We start from the raw sequence: 13,450 nt of genomic DNA, 5'->3' as shown, positions 1-13,450 counted from the left end.
CGGCTCAGGATGCCGCGGGCAGGCTCACGACGAACCGGGCCCCGCCGAGCGGGGAGTCCTCGATGCGCACGACGCCGTGCGCGGCACGTGCGACGCCCTGCACGATGGCGAGCCCGAGGCCGCTGCCGCCTGCGTCTCGGTCGCGGGCGTCGTCGAGGCGAACGAAGCGGTCGAACACGCGCTCGCGTTCGGCCTCGGGGATGCCGTCGCCGTCGTCGTCCACCACGAGGATCGCCCGCCCGTCGCGTTCGGCGAGGCCGATGGCCACACGGCCTCGGGAATGACGTGCGGCGTTGTCGGCCAGGTTGCGCAGCAACTGGCCGAGCAGTTGCGGGCTGCCGTGCACGCGCGCGGGGCCGATGCCCGACTCGTCGACCGCGATGCCGCCGGCACGCAGGCGCGAGGCCTCGGCGAAGGCGAGGTCGTCGAGGTCCACCGACTCGTCGGCGTTCGGCGCGCCCTCGTCGAGCCGTGCGAGCAGCAGCAGCGAGTCGACGAGGCCCTGCAGGCGGAGGCCCTCGCCGAGCGCGACATCCGACAGCTCCTCCAGCGAGGTGACCTCGGGATGCGCCTGCGCGAGCTCGGCGTGCTGGCGGATCGTGGCCAGCGGCGACCGCAGCTCGTGCGACGCGTCGGAGACGAAGCGCCGTTGCGCGCTCGCCGCGGCGTCGAGGCGGCCGAGCATCGCGTTCATGGTCTCGGCCAGGGCGGCGATCTCGTCGCCCGAGTCGGGCACGGGCACGCGCCGGTCGAGGCGGTCGGCGGTGATGTCCTCGACCTCCGCCGTGATGCGGGCGACCGGGCGGAGCGCCCTCCCCATCACGACCCACGTGATGCCCGCGACGAGCAGCACGACGAGGGGGACCGACACGGCGAGGAGCAGCGCCACGGTGCCGAGCGTCTCGAGGTCGTCCTCGACGGGCACGCCGAGCACGAGGGTGTCGCCGCTCTCGAGCTCCTCGGCGAACATCAGCACCGGTTCGCCGTCGACGGTGCGCAGCTCCGGTTCGTCGGCGACCGGCAGCGGGGCATCCGGAGCCTCGTCGGATGCCGCGACGACGTCACCGCCCGGCGACCGGAGCTGCACGAGCTCGTCCTCGAGCCCGTCGATCGCGGCCGGACCCCGGTCGGCGACCTGGGTGGCGAGCTCCTCGGCGCGCAGCTCGCCGGCGCGAGTCGAGGCCCCGAGCACGGTGCCGCGCAGGATCTCGAGGAAGGCGAAGGCGCCGACGAGCAGCACGACCGCGATGACGAGGGTCGCGCCGAGGGTCGCGCGAGCCCGGACCGACCGCCACCGAGACCGCGCCGACCGCGCCGACCGCGCCGACCCCACCGACCCCGTCGGCCGCGGCCGCTGCCGACGCTCAGCCACCGTCGGCCGCCAGCCGGTATCCGGCGCCGCGCACGGTCTCGATGGCCTCGCGCCCGTACGGGCGGTCGAGCTTGCGGCGCAGGTGGCCGACGTACACCTCGACGATGTTCGGGTCGCCCTCGAAGTCGTCGTTCCAGACGCCCGCGATGAGGTCGCGCTTGGAGATCACCTGGCCGCGGTGGCGCATCAGGTGCTCGAGCACCGCGAACTCGCGAGCGGTGAGCGCGACCTGCTCGTCGCCGCGCCAGACCTTCCTGCCGGCCGGGTCGAGGCGGAGGTCGCCGGCCTCGAGCACGACCGGTCGCTCGACGCCGCCGCGCCGGATGAGGGCGCGCAGCCGCGCGACGAGCACCGCGAACGAGAACGGCTTCGTGACGTAGTCGTCGGCGCCGGTCTCGAGGGCCTCGACCTGGTCCCACTCGCCGTCCTTCGCGGTGAGCATGAGGACGGGGGTCCAGTTCTCCTCGGCGCGCAGCGCCTCGCAGACCTTCCAGCCGCTCATGCCGGGCATCATCAGGTCGAGCACGATGGCGTCGTACCTGTTCTCGCGTGCCCGCCACAGCCCGTCGATGCCGTTGTGCGCGACGTCGACGGCGAAGCCCTCGGCCTCGAGGCCGCGTCGAACGCCGTCAGCGAGGCGCACCTCGTCGTCGACCACCAGGATTCGCATCCACGCCATTCTCGTCGCGGATGCTGAAGCGGGGCTGAAGCGCGCGCCGCGCGGCGCCCCGTCAGCGCAGCGCGTGCCGGTCGGCCCAGCGCCCGATCTCGGCGGCGATCGCGTCGGGCCGGTCCTCCTGCGCGTGGTGTCCGGCCGGGCCGCCGTCGACGATCTCGAGGGCGGCGATCGAGGCCGCGCACCAGGCCGCCATGGCCTCGTCGATGAGCAGCGTCGGTGATCCCGTGAACGTCAGCAGCAGCTTGGGCACCCCGTCGCTCGTCGCGAGCCAGCGGTCGTAGGCCTCGATGCGGTCGACGAGCGCCCTCGGCTCGCCGCCGAGCGGCATCTGCCTGGCCCAGGCGAGCACGGGCCGACGGCTCGCGGGCGTCGGGAACGGCGCCAGGTACGCGTCGAGGTCGGCCCCCTCGACCGGCGTAAGCACGCCACCGGTATAGGCCTGGCGGATGAACGCGTCGGTGGTGAGCACCCGCTCCTCGCCGGGGCCCGGCGTGCGCACGAGCTCGGACCGCTCACGCGCCTGGGGCGACAGGTCGCCCCACTCCATGGGCTTCACGATGCTCTCGAAGAACGCGATGCCGAGCACCCGCTCCGGATGTCGCGAGGCCCAGTCGAACGCGAGCGCACCGCCCCAGTCGTGGCCGACGAGCACGACGCGCTCGACCCCGACGGCGTCGAACCACGCGTCGAGGTAGCGGGCGTGGTCGGCGAAGTCGTAGGCGAGGTCCGGTTTGCCGGACCGGCCCATGCCGATGAGGTCGGGCGCGAGCAGGCGCCCGCCGCCGAAGCGCTCGATGACGCCGCGCCACTGGTGGGACGACCCGGGGTTGCCGTGCAGGAACACGAAGGTCGGGCCGTCGCCCTCCCCATGCGCTTCGTGGTGGACGGTCGAGTCGAGGACCTGGATCGTCGGCATGGGGACTCCTGTTCACAATAACGTTGGCGCGGCCAACGATAAACCGAAACGTTGGCCGTGTCAACGAATTGGTAGGGTGTGCGGATGATCGACGAACTCGCTCCCCGCTTCGCGCGGCGGGCCACCTGGCAGCTCTCGACGGTGGCGCAACGCTCGCATCGACTGCTCGCCGCGGCATTCGCCGAGCGCGGTCGGCGTGGGTACGACGCCCGCGTGCTCGCCGCGCTCGACGAGTTCGGCGACCTGCATCAGGCGGCGGTGGGCCGCCATACCGGCCTCGACCCGAGCGACGTGACCCAGACGGTGCGCGACCTGGAGGCGGCGGGCGACGTCGTCCGCCGCGCGAGCGACGAGGACCGACGACGCATGGTCATCGCGATCACCGCGGCCGGCCGAGCGACGCTCGGCGAGCTCGACGCCGCGATCGACGAGGCAGAGGCCGCGCTGCTGTCGCCGCTCAGCGTGGTGCAGCGGGAACGTCTCGCCGAGATGTTGGACACGCTGGCCGACGCCTCCGACGGGCGGTGAACCGGGCGCACGGCGCCGCCTGCGCGCGCGGGCCGGCCGCGGCATCCGCTCATCGCGACCCCACCGCCCGACCGCGTCAGCCGACCTCCTCGGCCAACGCGAGGATGATGCCGCCAGGGCCGCGCAGATAGCAGAGCCGGTACACGTCCTCGTAGTTCGCGACCTCGCGCAGGATCTCGCCGCCGAGCGGGCGGAGCCGGGTGAGGGTGTCGTCGAGGTCATCGACCGCGAACATGACCCGGTGCAGCCCGAGGGTGTTGGGTGGTGGCACTGCCGGCACGGGAGCGGATGCCTCGGGCGCGACGTACTTCGTCAGCTCGAGCCGGCCGTGGCCGTCGGGGGTGCGCATCATCGCGATCTCGCTCCGCACGCCGTCGAGGCCGACGGTCTGGTCGGCGAAGCCGCCCTCGATGCTGGCGCGACCCTCGACCTCCATGCCGAGCGCCGTGTAGAAGGCGACGGCCGCGTCGAGGTCGTCGACGACGATGGCCACGTTGTCCATGCGCTGGATGCTCATGGCGCCGACCCTACGCCGCACCGCCCACATGCCCGCAGGGCGGACCTGCGCTGACGCCGCGGGTCCGTCGGCGACCGGCTGGCTCGCCGACTGACCTGCCGCCGGCCGGCGTTCGCCCTCAGCGATGGGCGGCTGCGGGCGCTCCTCGAGGGCGCAGACTGGGCCCATGGTCGAGATCTCGGATGATGACTTCGAGCGCATGGTCGCCGACGCGTTCGACGAACTGCCCGACGAGATGGTGCGGGCCTCGAGAACGTCGCGATCCTCACCGCGAACCAGCCGGCGGGGGAGCGGCCTCGGCTGTACGGGCTCTACAGCGGCCGACCGCTGAAGACGCGGGGCGTCTACGGCTACGGCGAACTGCCCGATCGCATCACGCTCTTCAAGAACACGATGGCCGAGCACAGCGCGGACCTCGAGGCGCTGCGCGCGCGGGTGCGCATCACGCTCGTGCACGAGATCGGGCACTACTTCGGGCTTGACGACGCGCGGCTCGGGGAGCTCGGCTGGGCGTAGGGGCGCTCCGCACGGGCGGCGGCGGGTCGCCTTCGTCGGCACAGCGGGCGATATCCGTACTATGATCGGGTTAACCGACTTATGCGTGAGGTGAACATGGCTGACATCGCTACCTTGGTGCGTTCCGCGCGGCGCGCTCGCCGCTATACGCAGCGAGAACTCGCCCGGCGCGCCGGGCTCTCGCAGAGTCGGGTGGCGGTTGCTGAGGGGGCTGGCGAAGATCCGCGGTTCGATACCGCGACGCGGCTGCTCGCCGGCGCCGGCCACCGCTTGTACTCGGCACCCACGACGCGCGACGACGTCGCAACGGTCGCGGCTGACATCCGGCATGCGCTCGCGCGGGACGACCTCGGTTCTGCCTTTCGTGCCTTCATCCAGATGAACGACAACCTCACCGCCGAGCAGGGGCTGCTGCGGGGGGTGCTCGCAATCGCCGAGCCGGAATCCACGGGCTCGAAGACCTGGGACGCCGCCATCGCCGCCCTCGTCGACTATCGCCTCGGTCAAGTGAGCGTTCCGACGCCCGAGTGGACCGGCTCGCCCGAGCGGCATCTCGGGCGAGCCCGACCGCTGTTCGTCGATGCCGCCGATCCGGTGCCGCCGCGTTCGGCCGTGCCCGATGAGTTCCTCGAGCACGGCGTGCTCGTCTGGCGGGACTCCCTGGAGAGCGTGTGATCCTCCTCGGTCGAGACGACCTGATCGACGGGCTCCGAGACCTCGTCGCGGAACTCCACGAGGCCGGTCATCCGGTGGGGCTGCGCATCATCGGCGGCGGAGCGCTCGCGCTTCGATACTTCGACCGCCGCACCACGGTCGACGTTGATGCGGTGCAGGTGAGCCCGGGCGACGAGTCGGAGGTGGTCGCGGCTGCCGAGCGCGTGGCCGAGCGGCGCGGGTGGCAGCTCGATTGGCTCAACTTCAAGGCCGCCCAGCTCGCACCGTGGTGGGGACGCGACATCCGATGGGCGTCGATCCACGACGACGACCTCGTGACGATCGAGGTCGCGCCCGCCGACGGACTGCTCGCCATGAAGCTGAAGGCGGGTCGACCGGGCCGTGACACCGACGACATCCGTCAACTGCTGGCGCTGTGCGGAATCGAGTCGGTTGAGGCCGCAGACGAGCTGTTCGGCGAGTTCTATCCCGGAGACGCGATCACCGACCGGACCTGGGCGACGGTCGAGCGGCTCCTCGCCGACGGCCGGCTCGAGCCTCCGGCGTCACCGCCCCCGGCCGACCTGACGCCTCGGCCGTAACGGGGCCGGCTTCGTCGGAGCCGAGCCAGCTCAGCCCTGCGCCGAACCCATCGCCCGTAGCGCGGCGATCACGAGGTCGACCCGTGCGCGCATCTCGTCGCCGTCGGGCAGGCCGAGGTGGAACACGAGACGGTGGTAGATCGGACCGTAGAAGAGGTCGAGCGCGGCGCCGAGGTCGGCGTCCTCGGGGATCTCTCCGGCCCGCTGCGCCGAGCGCATGCGCTCCTCGAAGTGCGCGATGTTGGGCTCGATCACCTGCTCGCGCAGGGCGTCCGCGATGGCGGCGTCGCGCTGGGCCTCGACGATGATCGCGGCGACGGGGGAGGCGTCTTGCGGGGTCAGCAACGCGACGACGCCCATCATCTGGGCGGTCATGTCTCGAGCCAGGTCGCCGGTGTCTCCGTGCGGCGCTATGGATGCCGCGGCGTCGAAGACGGCCTCCAGGAGCACGGCACCCTTCGACGGCCACCAGCGGTAGATGGTCTTCTTGCTGACGCCGGCCCGCTCGGCGATCGCCTCGATGGTGAGTCCGGCGAACCCCGTTTCACGGCAGAGCGCCATGGCCGCCTCGAGGACGGCCACGCGAGCGCGCTCGCTGCGGCGGCTTGGATCGGGCGCTGCATTCATTCGCACAAGGCTACACGATACGTGTCGTGTTGCGCAGGTCGGCCGGGCAGTGCTAGCTTGCCGATCAACACGACACGTAGCGTGTCGTTACCAGTCGAGCCGCCCAGATTCTCCCGATGCGGCGGCCAAGAGCAGGAGGACCACCATGACCGTCGTCGCGACCTGGATCGACGTGATCGCCGCATCATCCGAGGAGAAGCAGCGATACCAGCAGTACAAGCTGCGCAAGCAGCAGTTGCCCCAGGAGCACCGAGCGGCGGTCGATGCCGTCGAGCGGTACCTCGTCTACCGAGGCGTCATCACGAGCGGCGACATCCTGCTCACCCTGCTCGACGACCTCATGATCCTCTTCGAGGAGTGTGCCGCCGACGGCACCCCCGTGCGGGCGATCGTCGGCGATGAGCCGGTGGCCTTCGCGGAGTCGCTGCTGGACAACCACGCCGAGGGGCAGTGGATCGCGAAGGAGCGGCGCCGCCTTGACCAGGCGATCGCCGGAATCTTGAGCGCGACGGACTAGGACCCGGGGCGGCGGAACCGCCCCAGGAAGGCGGATGCCGCGTCGGCGCTCCCTTCGAGGCGGATGTCGCCAGCGCGCGCTGCCGCCGGCAACGTGCGCCGCCCGAAGATGACCGACCGCAGTGCCGACTCCGCTCCCTCGATGACGAGCTCGGGGCCGGAGCCCGGGCCGCCCGAGCCCCCCGGGCCGCCCGCGGCGCCCGAGCCGCCCGCGGCGCGCGCGACCTCGATCGTGTCATGCCCGAGCTCGACGTCGAACGCGTCGCGCACGAGCTCCAGCCGTGCGCGCCCTACGAATCCGTCGGTCGACGGCGTGAACAGCGCCTTCAGGGCGAGCGCGAACGCGTCGTTGCTCATCTCCGCCTCGGGTGGTGGCGGGGTGAGCGCGCCCCACCGCGACATCGCGATGAGCACGGGCTCGAGCTGGCGGCCGAGGTCGGTCAGCTCATAGGCGTGCGTGCTGGCGGGCGGGCCGAGGAGGATGCGGCGCACGATGCCGGATGCCTCGAGGTCGCGCAGGCGCTGGCTGAGCACGTTCTGGCTGATGCCGTGCAGGCCGGCCCGCAGGTCGGTGAAGCGTTTGGGTCCGAACACGAGCTCGCGCACGACGAGCAGGGCCCATCGCTCGCCGATCACGTCGAGGGACCTGGCGATGCCGCAGGCATCTTCATATGTTCTCGCTGCCACGGGAATAGAGTACGCCCTTCGCACGCTTTACTCTCACATCAGGACGATCCAGTCCTAACTAAGGAGTAAGTCATCATGGAACTCAAGCTCGAGGTCATCGTTCTCCCCGTCACCGACGTGGACCGCGCGAAGGCCTTCTACGAGCGACTCGACTTCCGCCTCGACGCCGACTTCTCGGTCGACGACGGGTTCCGGGTCGTGCAGCTCACCCCGCCCGGGTCGCAGGCGTCGATCATCTTCGGCACCGGGCTCACGACCGCACCCGCGGGTTCGGTCGACCGCATGATCCTCGTCGTCCGCGATGTCGTGCAGACGCGCGCCGAGCTCGTCGAGCGCGGCGTCGACGTGTCGGAGGTCTTCCACGAGGCCGGCATCTTCGTGCACCCCGGCACCGACCACCGCCTCAGCGGAGCACATCCCGAGCGGGCCGACTACGCGTCGTTCGCCTCCTTCAGCGACCCCGACGGCAACGGGTGGCTGCTGCAGGAGATCACGAACCGCCTCCCGGGGCGCTGAACCATGAGCGCCACGACCGCACGACCCGAACGCCCGGCAGATCAGGGCACCACGGCCGCACCCTCCGGCTCCGCGGCATCCGAGCCCGCGGCATCCGAGCCCGGCGACGGCCCGACCACGCGCGAGGTGTTCCTGCACCTCCTGCTGGGGGCCGCGGCGGCGCACGGCGCCTTCGAGGCCGACGTGCTCGGCGGCGAGTTCGACAACGAATGGCCCGATTGGTACTCGTCGCACATGACCGACGCGTTCCTCGCCGAGGGCTACCGCCTGGTCCACGAGTTCGCGTGAGGCATCCGATGAACGTCATGCAGCTCCTCTGGTACCTCGCGGGGCAACGCCCCGAACTCGCCCTGCTCCGGGAATCCGCCTCGCGTCGTGCTCGCACGACCCCGTCGGGCCTTCCCGAAGCGACCCACCGGTCGCCCTCGGCGGCCACCTCCTCGAAGGAGCACTGATCGACATGAGCAGCATCCCCGAAACCGGCACCACCCTGGTCGAGACCTACGACCTCATCGTCCTCGGCGGCGGAGCGGTCGGCGAGAACATCGCCGACCGGGCCGTGCGCGGCGGGCTCAGCGCCGTCATCGTCGAGCACGAGTTGGTCGGCGGCGAGTGCTCGTACTGGGCGTGCATGCCCTCGAAGGCGCTGCTCCGCTCGCAGGCCGTGCTGACCGCCGCGCGCCGGGTCCCCGGTGCCGCCCAGGCCGTCGCCGGCGAGCTCGACGTCGATGCGGTGCTCGCGCGCCGCGATCGGGTCGTCAACGACTGGTCGGATGCCGGTCAGGCCGAGTGGGTTCGCGGGGCGGGCATCGACCTGGTCCGCGGGCACGGCCGGCTCAGCGGCATCCGCCAGGTGACGGTGACGGATGCTGACGGCTCGACGACGCTGCTCATCGCCCGTCGTGCCGTCGCGATCGCCACCGGATCCGACCCGCGCATGCCCGACATCCCGGGCCTCCGCGAGGCCGCACCGTGGGCGAGCCGCGAGGCCACGAGCGCGAAGCACGTGCCCGGGCGCCTCGTGATCATCGGCGGCGGCGTCGTCGCGGCCGAGATGGCGACCGCCTACGCGGGGTTCGGCAGCGCGGTCACGCTCGTCGCCCGCGGCGGCCTCCTCGACGGCATGGAGCCCTTCGCCGGTGAGCAGGTGGCCGATTCGCTCCGCGAACGCGGCGTCCGGCTGCTCCTGCACACCGGCACGACGCGGGTCGACCGCGACGACTCCGGCGTCACGCTCGAGACCTCGACCGGCGAGCTCATCCTCGCCGACGAGGTGCTCGTCGCCGCCGGGCGGGTGCCGCGCAGCACGGGTATCGGCCTCGAGACGATCGGGCTCGAACCGGGCTCGTGGATCGAGACCGACGACACGCTGCGCGTGCCGGGCTTCGACTGGCTCTATGCCGTCGGCGACGTCAACGGCCGTGCCCTTCTCACGCACCAGGGCAAGTACCAGGCGCGTGCCGCGGGCGACGTGATCGCCGCCCGCGCCAACGGGCAGCCGGTGTCGGATGCCGCGTGGGGATCCCACGTCGCGACCGCCGACCACCGCGCGGTGCCGCAGGTGACCTTCACCGACCCCGAGGTCGCCTCGGTCGGGCTCACGGAGGCCGCGGCTCGCGCCGCCGGCATCCGCACCCGCGCCGTCGACTACGAGATCGGCTGGGTCGCCGGCGCGACCCTGCACGCCGAGGGCTATCAGGGCCGTGCACGCATGGTCGTCGACGAGGACCGCTCGGTCATCGTCGGGGCGACCTTCGTCGGGCCGGATGTCGCGGAGCTGGTGCAGGCCGCCACGATCGCGATCGTCGGCGAGGTGCCGCTCGACCGCCTCTGGCACGCCGTACCCGCCTACCCGACGATCAGCGAGATCTGGCTGCGGCTGCTCGAGACCTACGGTCGCGAGAGCGCCGAGCCCGCACCTCGTCGCACGGTCGAGTACCCGTGGCTGGACGTGGCATCCGTCATCTGATCAGTGAGTCGAACGGCCGTCGCCGCGCAGGGGGAGACCCAGCGCGGCGACGGCCGTTCGTGCGCCGCAGCACTAGTGCGTCGTGGCGCGGTCCTCGCGCTTGATGCCGATGCGGGCGATGAGGAAGAGCACCGACCCCACCACGACGTAGGCCGCCGCCCCGAGCCAGACGATGCCCGACTGCTGGGCGAGCAGGACGATGCTGGCGATGATCGCGAGCACCGGCACGATGCGCGGCACCGTGAAGTGGTCGTGGTCGACCTTGTCCTTCTTGAGCACGAGCACGCTGACGTTCGCCGAGAGGAAGACCAGGAGGAGCAGCAGGACGGTGGTCTCGGCGAGGGTCGCGACATCGCCGAGCAGGGCCAGGCCGATGGTGACCGCGGCGACGACGACGATCGACACCCACGGCGTGCGGCGGTTCGGCAGCACCCGGCCGAAGGCGCGGGGGAGCAGGCGCGCCTCGGCGAGGCCGTAGCCGACTCGGCTCGCCATGACCATGAACAGCAGCGCGCCGTTGGCGATCGCGACCAGGGCGATCAGGCTGAACAGCCACGGCGGGATGCCGGCGCCGCTGGCGGTCACGACGTCGAGGAGCGGCCCACTCGACTCGGCGAGCTCGGTCGGCGGAACGACGATGACCGCGCCGATCGCGATGAGGAGGTAGACCGCCGCGGCGACGCCGATCGCGCCGAAGAGCGCGCGGGGGTAGGCGCGCGAGGGGTCCTTGACCTCCTCGGCCATGTTGGCGGCGGCCTCGAACCCGAGGAACGAGAAGAAGGCGACGATGGATGCCGCGAACGCGCCCTGCAGTGGCGGCACGTCGGGTGCGAACTCGAAGATGCGGCCGGGGTCGCCGCCGCCGCTGCCGAAGACGACGGCCGCGAGCACGATGACGATGACGAGCCCGGTCACCTCGATGACCGATGCGATGAGGTTCGCGGTGAGCGACTCGCGGACGCCGCGGAGGTTGATGAGCGTCAGCAGGACGATGAAGACCACGGCGGTGATGCCCGGCGGCACCTCGATGAGCGCGCCAAGGTAGTCGCCGGCGAAGGCGTTCGCGAGTGCCGCGGCCGTCGTGATGCCCGAGGCCATCATCAGGAACCCGACGAGGAACGACAGGTACGGGATGTTGAACGCCTTGTCGACGTACCTGGCCGCGCCGCCGGCGTGCGGGTACTTCGTGATGAGCTCGGCGTAGGTTCCGGCGGTGAGCAGGGCGACGACCAGCGCGATGAGCAGCGGCAGCCAGATGACGCCGCCCACGTCGGCCGCCATCGTGCCGACGAGCGTGTAGATGCCCGCTCCGAGCGTGTCGCCCACGATGAACGCGAACAGCAGCCAGGTTCCGACCGCTCGCTTGAGCCCGACTCCGGGGGCCGGCTCCGTCACCTCGAGGTTCTTCGTCATCGCACTACTGGACCGCGTTTCGCACGGGCGGTGCAACCCCTTGCGAGCGCGCGAGTGCCTGTGCCAGCGGGGTCCGTGCGTGCGCGGTCAGAGCCTGCGCGGTCAGCGCCTTCCGGCGTTCGGGTGCGGTGGGACCGCGACGCCGACTCCGACGAAGGGTCCGACGAGCGCGTCGTACTGGACCGCGGTCAGGTCGGCGCGGTGCGTGATCGCGCGTGCCGCGGAGAGGGTGTCGGTCACCGCGTTTCGAATCGAACCCGGCTCGAGGGTCGAGAGTCGGTCATGCGCCGGCTCCAGCGCGTCGCGGACGGCCTTCTCGAGCGCACGGGCGTCGGCCGCGGACGACTTCGCCGTCTTGCGGGCTGCGACCCGCGCCGACGCACCGATCTCGAGTGCTGCCGCACCGACCTTCGCGAACTGTTCGGCTGACAACGTCTGCACCGAGGCCAGGAAGGCCTGGACGTCGGCATTCGGGGTAGTGGTCACGTTCGCCCTCCTTGCGGCGTTGTCGGGGTGCGCCTCACCGGACGACGTCGCCACGTTCGACGGGGGTCATCGCACGAAGCTTCTCGACGTGTCCCGATCGGTGGTCACGTCGCACCTCGCCGGTGCGCTTGTCGATGAACACGACGAGGCTGTCCGTGCGCCCGAACTCGCGCTGGTGGTTGACGTGGAACTCGCGCGCGCCCCACACCGGAAGGTAGTCGTCGTCGTCCTCGTACCAACCGTCGATATGGAAGGTGCCGACGATGGGGAGCGGGTGAACCGCGAGGTACTGCGTGAACGTAGCGCGGGCGTCGTCGAGGGTCAGCATCGATTCAGTCTCGCTCATCCCCGTCGTCCTCGCGATGCGCCGAGTGATCGCGGGCCCGGATGCCGCCACGTCGCGGCATCCGTACCCGTCCCCTGCTAATAGCGGGAGATGAGGTGGATCTAAAGGGCTGGTGGGGTTCCCCCATCCCGGTTATCGCTGAGGTACCGGTTCGACCACGGATGCCGCGGGCCGGGCGCGCGTGCGTGCCGGGGCGTTCGCGATGAAGACGCCGCCGACGAGCACCGCTCCGCCGATCGTCTCCCAGAGGTTCGGCACCTGGCCGAGCAGCAGGGCGGCGGATGCCATCGCCACGACGGGGGCGAGCAGCACCCACGGCACGACCGAGGCTGAGCGGTTGCGCGCGAGCAGCGCGTTGAAGATGGCATAGCCGACCAGCGTGCAGAGGCCCGCCGTGTACAGCGTCGAGACGATCGGGCGCCAGCCGAACGCCTCGATGCCGGCGGCGATCGCATCCGGCCCCTCGATGAGGGCCGACAGTGCGAGGGCTGGGAGCGGCACGACGAGCGACGACCACACCGTGAGGGAGAGCGCCCCGAGCCGCTTGGCCGGCGCGACGATCCCGGCGCGGCGCGAGATGACATTGCCGATCGCCCACGAGAGGGCGGCGAGCAGGCATAGCACGACCGCGAGCGCCGGGGCGTCGCCGCCGCGACCGAGCGCCACGACCCCGAGGCCGATCGTGCCGACCAGCACGCCGACCGTCTGCAGGCGGCTCGGCCGCTCGCGCAGCGCGAGCGCCGCGACCACGATCGTCAGCACGACCTGCGCCTGCAGCAGCAGGGCTGCGACGCCGGGCTGGAGCCCGAGCGCGATCGACGTGTAGAGCAGGGCGAACTGGCCGAGGCTCATGAACAGCCCGACGCCGACGACGGTCTTCCAGCTCGCGAGCGGGCGCGGCACCACGACGACAGCGAGAGCGACGACGGCGAAGCGCACCGCGACGAAGAAGAGCGGTGGGATGCCCTCCATGCCCCAGTCGATCACGACGAAGTTGAAGCCCCACAGGGTTGCCACCATGGCGGCCAGCAGCATGTCGCGTCTCGTCATGGATCAACGATGGCGCGCGGCATCCGGAAACACCAGCGACCATTTGCTTGCCTGAT

19 protein-coding genes are annotated in these 13,450 nt (G+C 71.4%); 9 read left to right on the top strand and 10 right to left on the bottom strand.

Annotation, left to right across the window (positions count from 1 at the left end):
* Window positions 1-4: 4 nt before the first annotated feature.
* The 3 genes from GQQ95_RS01320 to GQQ95_RS01310 all read right to left on the bottom strand — a co-directional run bounded on the left by GQQ95_RS01320 (window position 5) and on the right by GQQ95_RS01310 (window position 2,967).
* Window positions 5-1,372: a sensor histidine kinase gene (locus tag GQQ95_RS01320; protein ID WP_246205130.1), complete on the bottom strand. Its 1,368-nt coding sequence runs from the start codon at window positions 1,370-1,372 to the stop codon at window positions 5-7.
* Entirely contained in the window at window positions 1,365-2,042 is a 678-nt protein-coding gene (locus GQQ95_RS01315) for a response regulator transcription factor (RefSeq protein ID WP_157425820.1), read from the bottom strand. Before GQQ95_RS01315 ends, GQQ95_RS01320 begins: the two co-directional genes overlap by 8 nt.
* Window positions 2,043-2,103: 61 nt before the next feature.
* Window positions 2,104-2,967: a haloalkane dehalogenase gene (locus GQQ95_RS01310; RefSeq protein ID WP_157425819.1), complete on the bottom strand. Its 864-nt coding sequence runs from the start codon at window positions 2,965-2,967 to the stop codon at window positions 2,104-2,106.
* An 84-nt stretch (window positions 2,968-3,051) separates the two neighbouring features.
* Between GQQ95_RS01310 and GQQ95_RS01305 the strand changes: the two genes are divergently transcribed.
* Window positions 3,052-3,495: a MarR family winged helix-turn-helix transcriptional regulator gene (locus tag GQQ95_RS01305; protein ID WP_157425818.1), complete on the top strand. Its 444-nt coding sequence runs from the start codon at window positions 3,052-3,054 to the stop codon at window positions 3,493-3,495.
* 76 nt (window positions 3,496-3,571) lie between these two features.
* On the opposite strand, the gene GQQ95_RS01300 is transcribed toward GQQ95_RS01305, so the two are convergent.
* A complete protein-coding gene (locus GQQ95_RS01300; protein ID WP_212275212.1) occupies window positions 3,572-4,012 on the bottom strand; it encodes a VOC family protein in 441 nt (146 codons plus the stop codon).
* A gap of 261 nt (window positions 4,013-4,273) precedes the next feature.
* Here GQQ95_RS01300 and GQQ95_RS19565 point away from each other — a divergent pair, with 261 nt between their 5' ends.
* From GQQ95_RS19565 to GQQ95_RS19415, 3 genes are all read left to right on the top strand, one after another.
* On the top strand, window positions 4,274-4,528 hold the full coding sequence (locus GQQ95_RS19565) for a metallopeptidase family protein (protein ID WP_343032755.1): 255 nt from the start codon (window positions 4,274-4,276) through the stop codon (window positions 4,526-4,528).
* Window positions 4,529-4,624: 96 nt separating this feature from the next.
* Window positions 4,625-5,203 carry a helix-turn-helix domain-containing protein gene (locus tag GQQ95_RS01290; RefSeq protein WP_157425817.1) on the top strand — a complete coding sequence of 193 codons (579 nt, stop codon included), beginning with the start codon at window positions 4,625-4,627 and terminating at the stop codon, window positions 5,201-5,203.
* On the top strand, window positions 5,200-5,784 hold the full coding sequence (locus GQQ95_RS19415; RefSeq protein ID WP_212275210.1) for a DUF6036 family nucleotidyltransferase: 585 nt from the start codon (window positions 5,200-5,202) through the stop codon (window positions 5,782-5,784). The genes GQQ95_RS01290 and GQQ95_RS19415 overlap by 4 nt, the downstream gene beginning before the upstream one ends.
* Window positions 5,785-5,814: 30 nt before the next feature.
* Here GQQ95_RS19415 and GQQ95_RS01280 read toward each other — a convergent pair whose 3' ends face one another.
* A complete protein-coding gene (locus tag GQQ95_RS01280) occupies window positions 5,815-6,411 on the bottom strand; it encodes a TetR/AcrR family transcriptional regulator (protein ID WP_157425816.1) in 597 nt (198 codons plus the stop codon).
* 145 nt (window positions 6,412-6,556) lie between these two features.
* On the opposite strand from GQQ95_RS01280, the gene GQQ95_RS01275 reads away from it, so the two are divergent.
* Window positions 6,557-6,928, top strand: a complete 372-nt coding sequence (locus GQQ95_RS01275) for a DUF1048 domain-containing protein (RefSeq protein WP_157425815.1) — start codon at window positions 6,557-6,559, stop codon at window positions 6,926-6,928.
* On the opposite strand, the gene GQQ95_RS01270 is transcribed toward GQQ95_RS01275, so the two are convergent.
* Complete coding sequence (locus GQQ95_RS01270) at window positions 6,925-7,614, bottom strand: winged helix-turn-helix transcriptional regulator (protein ID WP_157425814.1); 690 nt, start codon at window positions 7,612-7,614, stop codon at window positions 6,925-6,927. The two genes, GQQ95_RS01275 and GQQ95_RS01270, sit on opposite strands and share 4 nt — an antisense overlap.
* 75 nt (window positions 7,615-7,689) lie before the next feature.
* Here GQQ95_RS01270 and GQQ95_RS01265 point away from each other — a divergent pair, with 75 nt between their 5' ends.
* Genes GQQ95_RS01265 through GQQ95_RS01250 form a run of 4 tightly spaced genes read left to right on the top strand, consistent with a single transcriptional unit; the run spans window position 7,690 to window position 10,099 of the window.
* Window positions 7,690-8,130, top strand: a complete 441-nt coding sequence (locus tag GQQ95_RS01265) for a VOC family protein (RefSeq protein ID WP_157425813.1) — start codon at window positions 7,690-7,692, stop codon at window positions 8,128-8,130.
* Between the two features lie 3 nt (window positions 8,131-8,133).
* The gene (locus GQQ95_RS01260) at window positions 8,134-8,418 is read left to right on the top strand and encodes a hypothetical protein (RefSeq protein ID WP_157425812.1); all 285 of its coding nucleotides are present in this window, start codon (window positions 8,134-8,136) and stop codon (window positions 8,416-8,418) included.
* Between the two features lie 17 nt (window positions 8,419-8,435).
* Window positions 8,436-8,585, top strand: coding sequence for a hypothetical protein (locus GQQ95_RS01255; RefSeq protein WP_157425811.1), 150 nt, complete (start codon window positions 8,436-8,438; stop codon window positions 8,583-8,585).
* 5 nt (window positions 8,586-8,590) lie between these two features.
* Entirely contained in the window at window positions 8,591-10,099 is a 1,509-nt protein-coding gene (locus GQQ95_RS01250) for a dihydrolipoyl dehydrogenase family protein (protein WP_157425810.1), read from the top strand.
* A 72-nt stretch (window positions 10,100-10,171) separates the two neighbouring features.
* On the opposite strand, the gene GQQ95_RS01245 is transcribed toward GQQ95_RS01250, so the two are convergent.
* The 4 genes from GQQ95_RS01245 to GQQ95_RS01230 form a co-directional block, all read right to left on the bottom strand.
* On the bottom strand, window positions 10,172-11,512 hold the full coding sequence (locus tag GQQ95_RS01245; protein WP_157425809.1) for an APC family permease: 1,341 nt from the start codon (window positions 11,510-11,512) through the stop codon (window positions 10,172-10,174).
* 102 nt (window positions 11,513-11,614) lie between these two features.
* Window positions 11,615-11,998: a hypothetical protein gene (locus GQQ95_RS01240; RefSeq protein ID WP_157425808.1), complete on the bottom strand. Its 384-nt coding sequence runs from the start codon at window positions 11,996-11,998 to the stop codon at window positions 11,615-11,617.
* A 34-nt stretch (window positions 11,999-12,032) separates the two neighbouring features.
* A complete protein-coding gene (locus GQQ95_RS01235) occupies window positions 12,033-12,344 on the bottom strand; it encodes a hypothetical protein (RefSeq protein ID WP_157425807.1) in 312 nt (103 codons plus the stop codon).
* A 132-nt stretch (window positions 12,345-12,476) separates the two neighbouring features.
* On the bottom strand, window positions 12,477-13,394 hold the full coding sequence (locus GQQ95_RS01230; protein ID WP_157425806.1) for an EamA family transporter: 918 nt from the start codon (window positions 13,392-13,394) through the stop codon (window positions 12,477-12,479).
* Between the last annotated feature and the right edge of the window lie 56 nt (window positions 13,395-13,450).

It is taken from the genome of Agromyces salentinus, assembly GCF_009749395.1.
GTDB lineage: Bacteria > Actinomycetota > Actinomycetes > Actinomycetales > Microbacteriaceae > Agromyces > Agromyces salentinus.
The sequence above is the reverse complement of the archived record's forward strand: the minus strand, read 5'-3'. Positions and strand labels throughout refer to the sequence as shown.